We start from the raw sequence: 15,662 nt of genomic DNA on the forward strand, positions 1-15,662 counted from the left end.
TTGAAAAACCACCATTCTTGTTGATAAAATTGTTTTTAATACTGGATGGTTTAAAATATATTTGTGAAACGTAAAGTGTCTGAGAGTTTATTAGACCATTATTTAAAAAGATGCAAATGAAATTTATAGTATCAAGTTCTTATTTACTAAAACAATTACAGGTTTTAGGAAGTGTTATTAATAGTAGCAATACCTTACCTATTTTAGATAACTTTTTGTTTGAATTAAAACAAAATCAATTAATCGTTTCTTCGTCTGACTTAGAAACAACAATGTCAGCTACACTTTCTATCGATTCAAATAGTGAAGGAAGTGTTGCGGTTCCTGCAAAGTTATTATTAGAAATTTTAAAAACTTTCCCTGAACAACCTTTAACATTTACTGTTGAAGAAAATAACACAATCGAAATCAGCTCTCAATCAGGAAAATATGCTTTAGCTTATGCTCCAGGTGAGGAGTTCCCTAAATCTGTTAATTTAGAAGAACCATCAAAGACTATTGTTCCTGCCGAAGTATTATCAACTGCCGTTAGCAAAACAATCTTTGCTGCTGGTAATGACGATTTACGTCCAGTAATGAGTGGTGTTTTCTTCCAATTTTCGACAGATGGATTAATTTTTGTCGCTACAGATGCACATAAATTAGTGAAATATGCTCGTACAGATGTAAAAGCATCTCAAGTAGCAGAATTCATTATGCCAAGAAAACCTTTAAATATTTTAAAAGGTATTTTAGCAACGTCTGACGCTGAAGTTACTATCGAATACAATGATGCTAATGCAACATTCTCTTTTGATAATTATGTATTAACTTGTCGTTTAATCGACGGTAAATACCCTAATTACGAAGCAGTAATACCTAAAGAAAATCCTAATAAATTATTAATTGATAGAACGTTATTTTTAAACTCAGTTCGTCGTGTGGCTATTTTCTCAAATAAAACCACTCATCAAATCCGTTTAAAAATTGCTGGTACAGAATTAAATATTTCTGCTGAAGATATCGACTATTCAAATAAAGCTGAAGAGCGTTTAACTTGTGATTACCAAGGTGATGATATGCAAATTGGTTTCAACTCGCGCTTTTTAACTGAAATGCTTACAAACCTTCAATCTGATATGATCATGTTAGAAATGTCTATGCCAAACAGAGCTGGTATTTTAACTCCCGCAGATGGTCTTGATGAAGGTGAAACAGTTACAATGCTTGTTATGCCAGTTATGCTTAACAACTAAAAATCTTAAACCAAACCAAACCTATATTTTGAAAACACCATCTCCAACGAGATGGTTTTTCGTTTTTATAATAGACTCAGTAATTCATTTAACTTTTCTTGATTTATAGGCTTTGAAATATAATTTTTTACCGTCGTAAATTCTTTAGATTTTTCTACATCGGCAACATCGATAGAAGATGACATTACAAAAACTTTCAACTTTTCTTTATTAGGTAGCTCTTCTAATTTTTGCAAAAATTGCCAACCGTCAACCACAGGCATATTAATATCCAATAAAATAATATCTGGAAATTCAGAGTTTTTTTCTAAGATATCCAAGACATCTTCCCCGTTTTTAAAATCTTTAACTTGTACAAAATTTTCGTTTTTTTCTAAAAGTTTTTTAAGAACAAAAACAAAAATATTATCATCATCAATTATATATGTAAGTTCTGCTTTTTTCATACAAAATATAAGGTAAAAGTAGTTCCTTTCCCAACTTCACTTTCAATTTCAACCCTTCCTCCCATTGACTCAATATGATTTTTTACCATAAATAAACCTAAACCAACAGCATCTGAATTTCCATGAAAAGTTTTATACATTCCGAAAACTTTCTCTCTATTTTTTTCTAAATCTATACCCAAACCATTATCACTTATTTTTAAAACAACTTCTTCATTTTGTAAACTAGCAGTTATATTAATTATAGGTGATTTATCTTTTGATTTGTATTTGATTGCATTAGTTAATAAGTTAAATATAATACTTTCCAAATAAGATTGAGTAACCTTAACTTCTATATCTTCTGAAACATTAATATTTATTATTGCTTTGTTACTCTTTATAATAGCATTAATACCTAAAATTGTATGTTCAATTTCTTTTTTAAGATTTAGGGTCACAAAATCATTTTTACCTCCACTTTGTATCGCAACAGTTTCATTTAAAAAGAAAATAGTATCTGAAAGCTTATTTGTACTTTGCTTAAGCATAGTAAAATATTCTTTCTGTTCGTCTAGATCATTTGTTTGTTCAAATAAATCAAGAATCATTGCCAAGTTACTCGTGTGTGAACGTATATCGTGTGAAACAATATGCGTAAAGTTAATCAGTTTTTGATTTTGCTTTTCGGTTATTTCATACAATCTGTTTTTTTCTTTATCCGATTCTTTTCTTGCCGATATATCTCTTGTAACTACAATGTACTTTGAATATCTTCCATTTTCATCATATATAACATTAGCAGAATCTTCTCTCCAATGATAATTACCATAAACATCTCTGAAACGCATTTCATATTTAAACTCCCTCATTTGTTTAGATAAACATTCTTTAATATAAGGCTTCACCTTAACTAAATCCTCAGGATGAAACTTATCATAAATATCATCAGGAGTGAAATTTAAATATTCTTCTTTAGAATAATTTAGTAATCTCATGTATGACGGTGAAACATAAGATAGCTTTCCGCTTTCTATAACCGCAACTCCATCTGAGGTGTTTTCTGTGATCAAACGTAATTGTTGCTCGCTTTCTATAAGTTTTGTTTCTGTTTGCTTTCTTTCAGAAATGTCTCTAGATACTAAAATATATTTAGAGTATGTGCCATCTGGATTGTATATTACATTTGCAGAATCTTCTCTCCATTGATATTCACCAGAAGCACCTTTAAATCTATATTCGTAACTAAACTTTCCGTTTTGAACACTTAAGTTTTTATAAATAACCTCAGTTATTTTAACAGCATCTTCTGGGTGAATAAAATCAAACACTTCACCTAAAGTTAGTTTTTTAATATATGTTTCTGTATAACCTGAAAGCTTAGCAAATACAGGTGATACATAACTAATTTTATTATTTTCTATAACTAAAATTCCATCCGAAGTATTCTCAGAAATAAACTTTAATTGTTCTTGATTTTCATTTAATTGAGTTTCTGCTATAATTCTTTTATCTTCTTCAATAGCAAGACTTAAATAATCTGCTAAGGCTCTAGCAAATGATATATCGTTTTCACTCCATACTCTAGGATCATCTCTATGCTCACAACATAAAACACCGTAAAATTTTCCGTTTGCTCTTATAGGAATGTCTAACATATCTGTAATTCCTAAAGGCTTTAGATAATTATCTATTAATTCAGAAGTAGCCTCATTGTCATAAACATCATCCGCAACTAGAGCAACCTGATTATTTACAGCTGCAATATATTTTGGAATTTCTCTAATTTTAAAAAAGTGGTCTTTAAGATGTTTATTTTGGTTTTTGTCATAAAGATCATTACACACTAATTCATCTTCACTAATTTCCCAAAAACTTGCTCTATCTATAGTAAGTCCTTTAGTAGCTAAAACAGTTACTTCCTTTATTTTATCTTGTAAACTTTTAGTACTTACACTTGAATATATATTAATCAATAAATTATTTTGTCTCTCGGTATTTTTTTGTTTTTTTTCGCTTTCTAGTTTCTCTAATTTTTCTTGTGTGATATCTCGAGCAATAGTAACCACTTTTACAGGTTCATTTTTTTCATTGTATTGGATATTCATAATATCCTCTCGCCATATGTACTCCCCATCTCCTCTACGACATCTAAAAACGTATTTTACAGAAGGTAAAAGTTGAGCTGCAGCACCATAAATAATTTTTTTCACTGGTTCGAGATCATCTGGATGAACCATACCAAACATGTCTACTTTATGATTACTTTGTTTTTGTTGCTCTGACATTCCCATCATTTTAAGATAAGCCCCAGATGTAAAAACTAATTGCTCATTTTCAATTATGTAAATACCATCAGAAATGTTCTCCGAAATAAAATTGAATCTATCTTGATTTTCGATTAAGGTATTCTGAAACCTTTTTATTCTACTTACTTTTTTGTTAAAATCTTTAAAACGAAGAGAAGATTCTACAATTCCAACTAGAAATTTAATATTCCTTTTTTCATCAAACAGCTCATGAATTAAAACTGGAGAAGTAACAGAAACACCTTGATCATTAACAAATTCAATATCAGTTTTCTGATTGGTAATTTGAGTAATATTAAATAGTATGTGCTTTTTCCAAAAGTGCAGATCATTTTCTTTGTCCTTAAAACCTAATTTCTTGCATAAATACTCTGAAATCCAAAGAAAATCTTGGCTAAAAAAGTCAAAAACAAAAAAATGCTTTTTATTTAAAACTACAATTTGATTGAATAAATCTAAATCTTGTTTTATGTATGAAAAAAAATAATCCTTTATATAATTATCCTGAAGCATTCCCTAATCTTATTAGCACTGAAAATTTAAGACAAAATTGTCTAATATTTATATAAAATCTTACTTTTTTCGATGAACGACCTTAAAAATTGGTAAATAATAGACTTTAAACGATACCTTTGCAAAAAATAATATCAAATGGCAAATTTCGAGCAGTTCAATCTTCCTAAATCTTTACAAAAAGCTATAGATGATTTAAACTTCACAACACCTACTCCTATTCAAGAAAAATCATTTTCAGTAATTATGTCGGGGCGTGACATGATGGGAATTGCACAAACTGGAACAGGTAAAACATTTGCTTACTTATTACCATTATTAAAACAGTACAAATTTGTAAACACCTATAATCCTCGTTTAATGATTTTAGTTCCTACTCGTGAACTTGTTGTACAAGTTGTTGAGGAAGTGGAGAAGCTGACAAAATACATGTCGGTTAGAACATTAGGGATTTATGGTGGTGTAAATATTAATACTCAAAAAAATCAAGTATATCAAGGAATCGATATTCTTGTAGGAACTCCAGGTCGTATCATGGATTTAGCTCTTGACGGTGTATTAGGCTTACAAGAAGTGACAAAACTGGTTATAGATGAGTTTGATGAGATGCTTAATTTAGGATTTAGACCTCAATTGACTTCTATTTTGGCGATGCTAAAAACTAAAAGACAAAACATCTTATTTTCAGCTACTATGACTGATGAAGTGGATGAAATTTTAAATGACTATTTTGATTTTCCTGAAGAAATTACTCTAGCTGCCTCAGGAACACCGCTTGAAAAAATTGAACAGTTATCTTATCATATTCCCAACTTTAACACAAAAGTTAATCTATTAAAACATTTACTAAATACTGATGAATCTTTAGAAAGGCTTTTAGTGTTTGTAAACAACAAAAAAATTGCTGATATGCTTTTTGACAAAATTGATGCTGATTTTCCGGGTCAATTTGGAGTAATACACTCTAATAAATCACAAAACTATCGTTTATTAACCATGCAAGATTTCCAGAATGGTGTTTTACGTGGATTAATTACTACCGATGTAATGGCCCGTGGTTTAGACATTTCAAATATCACGCATGTTATCAACTTTGAAATGGCCGAAATTCCTGAACAATACATTCACAGAATTGGACGTACTGGTCGTGCTGACGCTTCGGGTATTGCAATAAGTTTTATTGCTCCAAGAGAAGAAGATATTAAAATTGAAGCAGAAATGCTTATGGAAATGGAAATTAAGATTTTAGAAACTCCTTCTGAAGTTGAAATTTCAACACAATTAATTGGTCCTGAAAAAGAAAAACAAAAAATTAAGTTCCTTACAAAGAAACCTAAACTTAGTGAGAATAGTGGTTTTCATGAAAAATCTGAGAAAAACAAAAAAGTAAATCTTGGTGGGCCATCAAAAACGAAGAAAAAGACAGGAACTTCTGTAAACAGAAATATTTTAAAGAACAGAGCTGCTAAAAAGAAGAAAAAATAATTTAAAATGTACCAACAGTTAGCTAAAATAGCTCGAAAGTTTGTCAAAGAATCAACTTTTTTAAGAATTGGTTTCAATATGTCACCCATGTATAGAAGAAGTACTGCAAAGGTGATTTACATTTCTGATGACATTAAAACTGTAAAAATTAAAATACCACTGAGCTATAAAAATAGAAATTATGTAGGCTCAATTTTTGGAGGAAGCTTATTTGCATCTGTAGATCCTATTCCAATGATACAATTAATGTATATTCTAAAAGAAGAGTTCATCGTTTGGGACAAATCAGCAGAAATAAGATTTAAAAGACCTGCGCGTGAAGATATGTATGCTACTTTTGAATTTAGTGATGAAGAAATAGATGAAATCACTTCAAAAGTAAAAGAACGCAAAGAATTTGAGCATCCCAAAGTAACTCAAATAACTAATAAAACTGGTGATGTGGTTTTTTGCGAGGTAACTAAAACGATCTATATAGCCGAAAAAGATTTCTATAAAGAGAAAAAAGGGAAACGAGTATAGTTTAATTTTTAAACCAAAAATGTATCTTTGAAAAACTTTTGATAAATGCACTTCAAAAATCCCGAAATTCTGTATTTCCTTTTCCTATTGGTCATACCAATTTTAGTGCATTTATTTCAATTAAGACGTTTTAAAAAAGAATACTTCACAAACGTAAAACTACTTAAAGAACTTTCAGTTCAAACTCGTAAAAGTTCTAAAATTAAAAAATACCTACTACTTGCTTGTCGCCTATTATTACTTGCAACTCTTATTCTAGCTTTTGCACAACCTTATTTTAAAGCAAACGATAGTGAAGGAAAAAACAATCAGTTATTTGTAATAATTGACAATTCCTTTAGTATGCAGGCTAAAGGACAAAAAGGTGAACTTCTAAAAAGAGCTGTTCAGGATTTATTAGAAGTAACTCCAGAAGAAATGAATATTTCGGTGATCACAAATTCAGAAGAATTTTGGGATTCAAATATTAAATCTATCGAAAAAGATTTGCAAAGACTTAATTATTCTGCAATTCCATTTTCATTGGATAATGCTTTAACTAAAATAAAATCACACAATAGTAACCAAGGAAAAGATATTGTTGTGGTTACAGATGCTATTGGATTAAAAACAACTTCTATCGAAAAATTGCCAGAGAATACCAAAACATACTTTATTATTCCTGAGGCAGAAAACTTTGAAAACATAGCTATCGACAGTGTATATTTAAGTCAAACTCTAGATAATTTTTACGAAATAGGAGTTCAAGTGAGTTCTAATTTTGAAGATGAAAAATCGATTCCGGTTTCTATCCATAACAAAGAAAACCTAATTGCTAAAACCATTTTAAAACTCGACAAAAAGAAACAAACATTAAACTTTACCATACCAAAAGATGATTTTAATGGTTATGTTTCTCTTCATGATAATAGTTTGGCCTTTGACAATATATTTTATTTTAATATCAAAAAACCCGAAATAATTAATGTTTTAGGGATTGGAAACACTGAGAAAAACAATTTTCTATCTAAAATATATACAACTCCTGATTTTAAATTCATTAATACAGAACTAAGTACCCTCGATTATAGTTTGCTACAAAAACAAGATGTTATCATTTTAAATGAATTAAAAAGCATCCCTGTTGCAATGCATACGAACTTAAAACAGTTTGTACAAAAAGGCGGAAATTTGATTGTTATACCTTCTGAAGAAAATGATGTTCAAAATATAAATTCATTCCTTTCAGTTTTTGGAGGAATTCAGTTTTTAAATCTTGAAAATTTCGAAAAGAAAATAACTAAAATAAACTTTTCAAATCCTTTGTTTTCAGATGTTTTCGAAAAGAAAATTACAAACTTTCAATACCCAACAGTTAAGCAAAGTTTTAAAATCAAATCAACTATATCACAAGCTATTTCTTATGAAGACCAAACTGCTTTTTTATCAACTCTATATAAAAATAGCGGAGCGGTTTATGTTTTTTCGTCTTCTTTAAATAAACAAAATAGTAATTTTCAAAATTCTCCTCTTATTGTCCCAGTATTTTATAAAATGGGTGTAAATAACAATAAAAATGGTGTTAAGTTTGAAATCATTGGTAATAGTAAATCTTTACTTGTAGATGCATCTGTAAACAAAGACGAGGTCATTTCGATTAAAAATAATGAAGAAGATTTTATTCCAATGCAACAAATCATGGAAGACAAAATAAAATTTTCTAACGGAGATAATCCTAAAAAAGCAGGAAACTATAATATTGTCCAAAAGAACAAAACCATTGGAAATCTTAGCTTTAATTTTGATCGAAAAGAAAGTAATTTAAGTAAACCTAGTGACGAAAGTTTAGACAACTTGAATGAAATTGATAGTTTAGATAAATTTTTTGAAACCATACAGATTGAGAGAACAGATAATCAGATATGGAAATGGTTTCTTATTTTTACGCTACTGTTCTTTACACTTGAAATTCTTATACAAAAATTCATAAAATGAACTTAATTTTTAAAAAAGCCCGACTTATTGAACCTGGAAATTCATTTCATAATCAAGTGATTGACATCAAAATAAAGAATGGAATCATTGAGAAAATTAGTCCAAACATTCAATCTGAAGAAAGCTTTAAAGAAATTGAGTTAGATAATTTACACGTTTCTGTTGGTTGGTTTGACACCAGTGTTTCATTAGGAGAACCAGGTTATGAAGAAAGAGAGACTATTGCAAATGGTCTTGAAGTAGCTGCTAAATCTGGCTTTACTGGTATTGCTTTACAACCCAATTCAAACCCAATCATAGACAATCAATCGCAAATTCATTTTGTCAAACAAAAAGCGAGTGGTTTTAGTACAGAACTTTATCCCATTGGTGCGCTAACAAAAAACAGTGATGGGAATGATTTAGCAGAGTTGTTTGATATGAAAAATGCTGGCGCCATAGCCTTTGGAGATTACAATAAAAGTTTAGACAATGCTAATCTTCTTAAAGTATCTTTACAATATGCTCAAGATTTTAATGGTTTAATAATCGCTTTTTCGCAAGATAGTAATATAAAGGGAAAAGGAATAGTTAATGAAGGAATCACATCTACTGAACTAGGTCTAAAAGGAATTCCTGCATTGGCCGAAGAACTAATCATAGCTCGTAATCTATTCATCCTAGAATACACTGGAGGTAAAATACACATACCAACTATTTCTACATCAAAATCTGTCGAACTTATTAAAGAAGCAAAGAAAAAGGGACTTAATGTTACTTGTAGTGTTGCTGTTCATAATTTGTTTTTTAATGACGAAGTTTTAAAAGGATTTGATGCGAATTTTAGAGTTACACCTCCTATTAGAACTGAAGAAGATCGCAAAGCTTTAATCAATGGAGTTCTTGACGGAACAATAGACTGCATCACATCAGACCATAATCCAATAGACATTGAGCACAAGAAACTCGAGTTTGATTTAGCAAAAAATGGTACAATAGGTTTAGAAACTGCTTATACTGCTTTACAAACTATTTTACCTACTGATATAATCATAGAAAAATTAACTTCTGGTAGAAAAATATTCGGTCTTAGTACTCTTTCTGTTAAAGAAGGTGAAAAAGCAAACATATCACTCTTTACTCCTGACGAAAATTTTGAATTTGACGAAAAAAATATCCTATCTAAGTCTAAAAACTCTGCTTTTATAGGAAGTACTCTAAAAGGAAAAGTATACGGAATTTACAATCAAGGAAAATTACAATTACAATAAATAATGGAAGAAAAAAAAGGCAAGACACAAGCCATAATTAGTTATATTTTATTAATAGGCCCTCTTATTGCAATATCAATGAACAGTGGAGAAGACAAAACAGAGTTTGCCTCTTTTCATATTAGACAAGGACTTGGTTTAACTATTACCTTTATAGTATTAGGTTTATTATTATCGAATTTTAATATTCCTATGGCAACAATGTCCATGTGGGGGGCTATATCTATACTTACGTTGTATGGTATGTTTACAGCAGTAAAAGGAGAAACTAAACAAATTCCAATTTTAGGAAATCTATTTCAGAAAATTTTTAAAACCCTATGAATTTAACATTACATCATTTAGTCAGAGAACCCAAAATTAAACTCGATAAAAATCCACTTCTTTTATTGCTTCATGGCTATGGAAGTAATGAAGAAGATTTGTTTTCATTTGCGTCAGAATTACCTGAGGAGTATTATGTTGTATCTGCACGAGCTCCTTACGACTTAATGTATAATGCCTATGCTTGGTATGCCATAAACTTTGATGCCGATGAAAAAAAGTTTTCAGATTTAGATCAGGCTAGAACATCACGTGATTTAATAGCTACTTTCATAGATGAATTAATTAATAACTATGCTATTGATTCTGAAAAAGTGACATTAATTGGTTTCAGTCAAGGTTGTATTTTAAGTTATGCTATTGCTTTATCTTACCCAGAAAAAGTACAACGTGTTGTTGCTATGAGTGGATATTTTAATGATGATATTGCAAAGGACAGTTTTAAAAATAATGACTTTACAAATTTGAAAATATTTGCTTCTCACGGAAATGTAGATCAAGTAGTTCCTGTAGAATGGGCACGTAAAGCAAAACCTATTTTGGACAGTTTACATATACAAAATGTATATAAAGAATATCCTGTAGGACATGGTGTGGCTCCACAAAATTTCTATGATTTTAGAAATTGGCTAGAAGAAACAAAATAAAAAAAGGACTTATAAAAGTCCTTTTTTTATTTAATTCTGTGGATACAAAAGTGTTTCAGCGACTTCAAAAGTAACTTTTCCATCTTTTTCAATAAAGTATTTAAAAATAACTTCTCCCCAACCAGTTGGACCTGTAAAATCAGCAATAATCCATCTGTGGTTTAAAAAACGAACTTTATTTATTGACATTCCCTCGTAAGATATCAAAGGATTACCTTTGGGGTTGTTATTAAATTCTAATAACTGCTCTTTAATTTGAGGCATTAATTTATTAACATCATAATCTTCTAAATAATCTATTGCTTTGTCATTGTGTGCTAATGAAAAATAATCACCTTCTTCTTTATCCGCAACGATTTTAGAAATACTGTCTTTCACTTTAGTTTTATAACTCTCAAAACGTTCATTTTCAAAATTGAACTTTTTAGAAGAATACATCAACTGAAAAATGTTTACCAAAACGGAAAATATAAATCCGTACAAAATTAATTTCTTCATTTTTAAATAGTAATTATCAAATTATCATAAGCCAAAAATACATTCTCTGGCAATTTTTGTTGCACTTCTTCATGAAATCCCAAAACATGACTTATATGGGTCAAATAGGCTTTTTTAGGCTGCACAATTTTAATAAAATCTAAAGCTTCCTGCAAATTAAAATGAGTAGGATGAGATTCTTCTCTTAAAGCATTCACAACCAATACTTCTAAACCTTTTAATTTTTCTATTTCACTTTGAGCAACTTCTTTAACATCTGTTAAATAAGCAAAATCACTAAATCTATATCCAAAAACCTGAAGATTTCCATGCATAACATCAATTGGAATAATTTCTTTATTTGCAATTGATATAGGATTATTATTAACAACTTCTATTGGAGAAACTCCTGGAGCTCCTGGATATTTATTTTCTGTTTCAAAAATATAATCAAATCGCTTTTCTAAATTTTTTAAAACTCTGTTATGAGCATAAATTGGAATTTCACCTTGTTTAAAGAAAAATGGACGAATATCATCTAAACCTGCCGTATGATCAGAATGCTCATGGGTAAATAAAATAGCATCAATGTGCTGACAGTTTGAAGTTAACATCTGTTGTCTAAAATCAGGGCCACAATCAATGACAAATGATAAATCATCCCATTCAATCCAAACCGAAACTCGCAATCTTTTATCTTTATGATCTGTACTTTTATTAACTAAATGCTGACTTCCTATTACTGGAATTCCCTGAGATGTACCTGTACCTAAAAAATAGACTTTCAATTGCTTAAATTTTTCTCAAAATTAAAGATTAATTTGATAAAAAGCCTCTCGTTTTATTAACTTTGCAAAGTATTATTCCAATAATGAAAAATTTAGAGAACGAAATTAGACTAAAAGGAGACAAGGTTATTGAAACTATTCCTTCAATAACTGACAAAGCATTACGAATAAATCTAAATGATAACATTTACGGAACCTTTGCAGAAATTGGTGCCGGACAGGAAACTGTGCGTCATTTTTTTAGAGCAGGAGGTTCATCTGGTACCATTGCAAAAGCAATGTCTGCTTATGATAAAGATTTTAGTGATGCGATTTATGGCATTGAAGATGATGGTCGTTATGTTACGGAAAGTCGTTTGAGAAAAATGTTAAACCACGAAGTTGAACTAATTGAAGAACGTTTAAAAAGAGAAAAACACCCTTCTAAAATGTTTTTTAGTTATGCTAACACAGTGGCAACCATAGATTTTGCAAAACAATACAAAGGTCATGGTTGGGTTGGGATTAAATACCAATTAGATGCAGAGGAAGCATACAATGAAATCATTATTCACATTCGCTTTAAAGAAACAGATGCTAAATTACAGCAAGAAACTTTAGGAAAACTTGGGGTGAATTTAATTTATGGCGCATTCTATAAATACAATGACCCTAAGCGATTGTTGAGATATTTATATGATCATCTTGATAAGGATCAATTAGAAATTGATACTATTAATTTTTCTGGACCTCGTTTTGCTGAAGTAGATAACCGTTTAATGAGTTTACAACTTGTTAAAAATGGAATGACGGATGCCGTTATGTTTGATCCTACTGGAAAAAACATTCTACCTGCTGCTGTATTATACAAAAAAAATATACTAGCTCTTCGCGGAAGTTTTAGACCCGTTACAAAGGTTAACATGGACATGTACGAGAAATCGTTACAAATGTTTCTAGAAGAAAATAAAGTAAAAAAGGAAAACACATTAGTTGTCTTTGAAATTACTCTATCAAACCTACGTTCTGATGGTGAAATTGATGAAAGAGACTTTATGGATAGAGCTGAATTACTTTGCTCGTTAGGTCAAACTGTAATGATTTCAAACTTCCAAGAATACTATAAAGTAGTAGAATATTTCTCTAATTACTCTAAAGAAAGAATGGGTCTTGCTCTAGGAGTTAACAATTTAGTTGATATTTTTGATGAAAAATACTATCGCCATTTAAGTGGTGGTATACTTGAAGCTTTTGGTAAGTTATTCTACAGAGACTTGAAAGTTTATTTGTATCCAATGGAAGATGAAGATGGAACAATTTTGAATTCTCAAAACTTAAAAGTTCATCCTCGTATGAAAGAATTATACAAATTCTTTGCTTACAATGGAAAAGTAATCGACATAACTGATTTTGATAAATCTCACCTTAAAATATTTTCAAGAGAAGTTTTAAAAATGATTAGCAAAAACAAACCTGGATGGGAAGAAATGTTGCCTGAAGGTATTGCAGAAATGATTAAGCGTGATCATTTATTTGGTTATCAAGAAACCAGTTCTTTAGAAAAAGAAACTGTTTAAACAAATAAAAAAGCCATTCCTTGAGAATGGCTTTTTTATTTATTTAAAAATTTGTTTAGAATGCTCTTTGGTTTTCACCTTTTCAATAACATCTTCAATGATTCCATTTTCGTCTATCACAAAAGTTGTTCTATGAATACCATCAAATTCTCTTCCCATAAATTTCTTTGGCCCCCAAACACCATAAGCTTCAATCACTTTTTTATCAACATCTGCTAATAATGGGAATGGCAATTGATTTTTTTGTATAAAATTTGATTGTTTTTTTGCAGTATCTGCACTCACACCTAATAACTTATATCCTTTTGCTGTAAAATCTGAATAGTTATCACGTAAGTTACATACTTCTATAGTACAACTAGGTGTACTAGCGGCTGGATAAAAAAAGAGAACTAATTTACTGTCTTTATAATCACTTAATGAATGTGATTTACCTTCTTGGTCTAAAGCAGAAAAATTAGGTGCTTTATCCCCTACTTTTAATGTTGTCATTTTTTGAAATTAAATTTTAGGAGTTTTTGTATTTAGTTTTTAGATTTACCAAAATTAAACTAAAATGACCAAAAAAGAGAAAATTCAGTTTGTAATTGACACTTTGAATCAATTGTATCCTGAAATCCCTATTCCTCTAGATCATAAAGATCCCTATACATTGCTAATTGCCGTATTGCTATCTGCACAATGTACAGATGTAAGGGTTAACCAAATAACTCCTCTTTTGTTTGCTAAGGCAGACAATCCATATGATATGGTTAAATTGTCAGTGGAAGAAATCAAAGAAATAATCAAACCTTGTGGCTTATCTCCAATGAAATCGAAAGGAATATATGGATTATCACAAATTTTGATTGAAAAACACAATGGCGAAGTTCCTCAAAGCTTTGAAGCCTTAGAAGAATTACCGGCAGTAGGTCATAAAACTGCAAGTGTTGTAATGAGTCAAGCCTTTGGTGTACCTGCTTTTCCTGTAGACACACACATTCACAGATTAATGTATCGCTGGAATTTATCTGATGGAAAAAGTGTTCAAAAAACAGAAGCTGATGCCAAAAAAATATTCCCAAGAGAATTATGGAATGATTTACACCTTCAGATAATTTGGTATGGTCGAGAGTACTCACCTGCAAGAGGATGGAATCTTGAAAAAGACATCATTACAAAGACTATAGGGAGAAGCTCTGTGCTAAAAGAATACAATAAAAAAACGCCCTAAAAGGGCGTTGTTTTTCCTAGCTCAATTTACAACAATCTCAAAGTTTTCGTTGTTTGTCGTTTTAACTATTCGTAGTGCTTTTGAATAGTTTAATATAAAATCCACTGTTTCCTGTTTTGGTAACATTTTTTGGGTTTCATTTTTTTTCTTAGTGTAGAGTTTCGCCATATTTTATGTTTAATTTTAATATATAACGCACCACCCTAAAAGATATTGTTTAATTTGTTAAAACAATTTGATTTTTTTCAATTATTCTTCTCAAATTAAGCACTGCATAACGCATTCTACCTAAAGCCGTATTGATACTTACTCCTGTTAAATCTGCTATTTCCTTAAAGCTAAGATCTTGGTATATACGCATTTCCAAAACATCTTTTTGGTCATCAGGCAATTCGTTAATTAATTTTAACAAATCTGCTTCAACTTGTTCTGTAATGATTTGGCCTTCAATATTAGGACTATTGTCCATAAGAATAGAAAAAATTGAAAAATCATCTGAATCACGATATTTCGGCATTTTTTTATCTTTTCTGAATGTATCAATAATCAAATTGTGAGCAATACGCATAACCCAAGGTAAGAACTTACCCTCTTCGTTGTATGAATTTGATTTTAAAGTTTTAATAACTTTAATAAAAGTGTCTTGAAATATATCGTCAGATACGTCTCTATCTAAAACTTTTGAATAAATAAAGCCGTAAATTTTAGATTGATGTCTGTTAATTAAAACAGCTAATGCATTCTCATTTCCGTTAATATAATCTCTAACTAATAAAGCGTCTGGGAGTTGATTTGTAGCCATAACAATACTTTTTTAGATTCTGGGTTAATCATTAAAGAGAGTTCTCTCTGTAAAAAAAGTATTTTTATATTATAAGCTTTTGTTTTAGTGTTATACGCCAAATTTAATGTATTTTATATTAGAAATGCAAAAAAAATTGAAT

The 15,662-nt window shown here is 29.9% G+C and carries 15 protein-coding genes; 9 read left to right on the forward strand and 6 right to left on the reverse strand.

The genetic code is table 11. The features are described 5' to 3' along the window. Nucleotides 1–116 precede the first annotated feature (116 nt). Nucleotides 117–1,235: a DNA polymerase III subunit beta gene (gene dnaN / locus BUC09_RS04380; protein ID WP_073310349.1), complete on the forward strand. Its 1,119-nt coding sequence runs from the start codon at nt 117–119 to the stop codon at nt 1,233–1,235. Nucleotides 1,236–1,300: 65 nt separating this feature from the next. On the opposite strand, the gene BUC09_RS04385 is transcribed toward dnaN, so the two are convergent. Together BUC09_RS04385 and BUC09_RS04390 are read right to left on the reverse strand one after the other, a co-directional pair. Next, the gene (locus BUC09_RS04385; RefSeq protein ID WP_073309091.1) at nt 1,301–1,681 is read right to left on the reverse strand and encodes a response regulator; all 381 of its coding nucleotides are present in this window, start codon (nt 1,679–1,681) and stop codon (nt 1,301–1,303) included. Continuing rightward, entirely contained in the window at nt 1,678–4,482 is a 2,805-nt protein-coding gene (locus tag BUC09_RS04390; RefSeq protein WP_073309093.1) for a PAS domain-containing protein, read from the reverse strand. Before BUC09_RS04390 ends, BUC09_RS04385 begins: the two co-directional genes overlap by 4 nt. A gap of 138 nt (nt 4,483–4,620) precedes the next feature. On the opposite strand from BUC09_RS04390, the gene BUC09_RS04395 reads away from it, so the two are divergent. Genes BUC09_RS04395 through BUC09_RS04420 form a run of 6 tightly spaced genes read left to right on the forward strand, consistent with a single transcriptional unit; the run spans nt 4,621 to nt 10,684 of the window. Beyond that, complete coding sequence (locus BUC09_RS04395; RefSeq protein ID WP_073309095.1) at nt 4,621–5,967, forward strand: DEAD/DEAH box helicase; 1,347 nt, start codon at nt 4,621–4,623, stop codon at nt 5,965–5,967. Between the two features lie 6 nt (nt 5,968–5,973). Beyond that, nucleotides 5,974–6,489, forward strand: a complete 516-nt coding sequence (locus tag BUC09_RS04400) for a DUF4442 domain-containing protein (RefSeq protein WP_073309097.1) — start codon at nt 5,974–5,976, stop codon at nt 6,487–6,489. Between the two features lie 45 nt (nt 6,490–6,534). After that, nucleotides 6,535–8,463, forward strand: coding sequence for a vWA domain-containing protein (locus BUC09_RS04405; RefSeq protein ID WP_073309099.1), 1,929 nt, complete (start codon nt 6,535–6,537; stop codon nt 8,461–8,463). Next, nucleotides 8,460–9,713 (forward strand): dihydroorotase, encoded by a 1,254-nt coding sequence (locus BUC09_RS04410; RefSeq protein WP_073309101.1) that lies wholly within the window; start codon nt 8,460–8,462, stop codon nt 9,711–9,713. Before BUC09_RS04405 ends, BUC09_RS04410 begins: the two co-directional genes overlap by 4 nt. Before the next feature lie 3 nt (nt 9,714–9,716). Continuing rightward, on the forward strand, nt 9,717–10,037 hold the full coding sequence (locus tag BUC09_RS04415) for a magnetosome magnetite crystal formation protein family (RefSeq protein ID WP_073309103.1): 321 nt from the start codon (nt 9,717–9,719) through the stop codon (nt 10,035–10,037). Beyond that, nucleotides 10,034–10,684, forward strand: coding sequence for an alpha/beta hydrolase (locus tag BUC09_RS04420; protein WP_073309105.1), 651 nt, complete (start codon nt 10,034–10,036; stop codon nt 10,682–10,684). Before BUC09_RS04415 ends, BUC09_RS04420 begins: the two co-directional genes overlap by 4 nt. 30 nt (nt 10,685–10,714) lie before the next feature. On the opposite strand, the gene BUC09_RS04425 is transcribed toward BUC09_RS04420, so the two are convergent. Continuing rightward, entirely contained in the window at nt 10,715–11,182 is a 468-nt protein-coding gene (locus BUC09_RS04425; protein WP_073309107.1) for a hypothetical protein, read from the reverse strand. 2 nt (nt 11,183–11,184) lie between these two features. Then, on the reverse strand, nt 11,185–11,949 hold the full coding sequence (locus BUC09_RS04430; protein ID WP_073309109.1) for an MBL fold metallo-hydrolase: 765 nt from the start codon (nt 11,947–11,949) through the stop codon (nt 11,185–11,187). A gap of 83 nt (nt 11,950–12,032) precedes the next feature. On the opposite strand from BUC09_RS04430, the gene BUC09_RS04435 reads away from it, so the two are divergent. Further along, entirely contained in the window at nt 12,033–13,505 is a 1,473-nt protein-coding gene (locus tag BUC09_RS04435) for a TonB-dependent receptor (protein WP_073309111.1), read from the forward strand. A 39-nt stretch (nt 13,506–13,544) separates the two neighbouring features. Here the strand turns inward: BUC09_RS04435 and bcp are convergent, their stop codons facing one another. After that, on the reverse strand, nt 13,545–13,997 hold the full coding sequence (gene bcp / locus BUC09_RS04440) for a thioredoxin-dependent thiol peroxidase (RefSeq protein WP_073309113.1): 453 nt from the start codon (nt 13,995–13,997) through the stop codon (nt 13,545–13,547). Nucleotides 13,998–14,061: 64 nt separating this feature from the next. Here bcp and BUC09_RS04445 point away from each other — a divergent pair, with 64 nt between their 5' ends. Beyond that, nucleotides 14,062–14,718: an endonuclease III domain-containing protein gene (locus BUC09_RS04445; RefSeq protein ID WP_073309114.1), complete on the forward strand. Its 657-nt coding sequence runs from the start codon at nt 14,062–14,064 to the stop codon at nt 14,716–14,718. 217 nt (nt 14,719–14,935) lie between these two features. Here the strand turns inward: BUC09_RS04445 and BUC09_RS04450 are convergent, their stop codons facing one another. Then, nucleotides 14,936–15,520 carry an RNA polymerase sigma factor gene (locus tag BUC09_RS04450; RefSeq protein ID WP_073309115.1) on the reverse strand — a complete coding sequence of 195 codons (585 nt, stop codon included), beginning with the start codon at nt 15,518–15,520 and terminating at the stop codon, nt 14,936–14,938. Nucleotides 15,521–15,662 lie beyond the last annotated feature (142 nt).

The sequence above is a fragment of the Flavobacterium terrae genome (genome assembly GCF_900142035.1).
Classification (GTDB): Bacteria; Bacteroidota; Bacteroidia; order Flavobacteriales; family Flavobacteriaceae; genus Flavobacterium; species Flavobacterium terrae.

Bases quoted from the DNA above. Each gene is read 5' to 3' on its own strand.
- bcp (WP_073309113.1), bottom strand. From the start codon at position 13,997: ATGACAACATTAAAAGTAGGGGATAAAGCACCTAATTTTTCTGCTTTA.
- BUC09_RS04395 (WP_073309095.1), top strand. From the start codon at position 4,621: ATGGCAAATTTCGAGCAGTTCAATCTTCCTAAATCTTTACAAAAAGCT.
- BUC09_RS04425 (WP_073309107.1), bottom strand. From the start codon at position 11,182: ATGAAGAAATTAATTTTGTACGGATTTATATTTTCCGTTTTGGTAAAC.
- BUC09_RS04450 (WP_073309115.1), bottom strand. From the start codon at position 15,520: ATGGCTACAAATCAACTCCCAGACGCTTTATTAGTTAGAGATTATATT.
- BUC09_RS04385 (WP_073309091.1), bottom strand. From the start codon at position 1,681: ATGAAAAAAGCAGAACTTACATATATAATTGATGATGATAATATTTTT.
- BUC09_RS04415 (WP_073309103.1), top strand. From the start codon at position 9,717: ATGGAAGAAAAAAAAGGCAAGACACAAGCCATAATTAGTTATATTTTA.
- BUC09_RS04400 (WP_073309097.1), top strand. From the start codon at position 5,974: ATGTACCAACAGTTAGCTAAAATAGCTCGAAAGTTTGTCAAAGAATCA.
- BUC09_RS04390 (WP_073309093.1), bottom strand. From the start codon at position 4,482: ATGCTTCAGGATAATTATATAAAGGATTATTTTTTTTCATACATAAAA.
- BUC09_RS04445 (WP_073309114.1), top strand. From the start codon at position 14,062: ATGACCAAAAAAGAGAAAATTCAGTTTGTAATTGACACTTTGAATCAA.
- dnaN (WP_073310349.1), top strand. From the start codon at position 117: ATGAAATTTATAGTATCAAGTTCTTATTTACTAAAACAATTACAGGTT.
- BUC09_RS04420 (WP_073309105.1), top strand. From the start codon at position 10,034: ATGAATTTAACATTACATCATTTAGTCAGAGAACCCAAAATTAAACTC.
- BUC09_RS04410 (WP_073309101.1), top strand. From the start codon at position 8,460: ATGAACTTAATTTTTAAAAAAGCCCGACTTATTGAACCTGGAAATTCA.
- BUC09_RS04405 (WP_073309099.1), top strand. From the start codon at position 6,535: ATGCACTTCAAAAATCCCGAAATTCTGTATTTCCTTTTCCTATTGGTC.
- BUC09_RS04435 (WP_073309111.1), top strand. From the start codon at position 12,033: ATGAAAAATTTAGAGAACGAAATTAGACTAAAAGGAGACAAGGTTATT.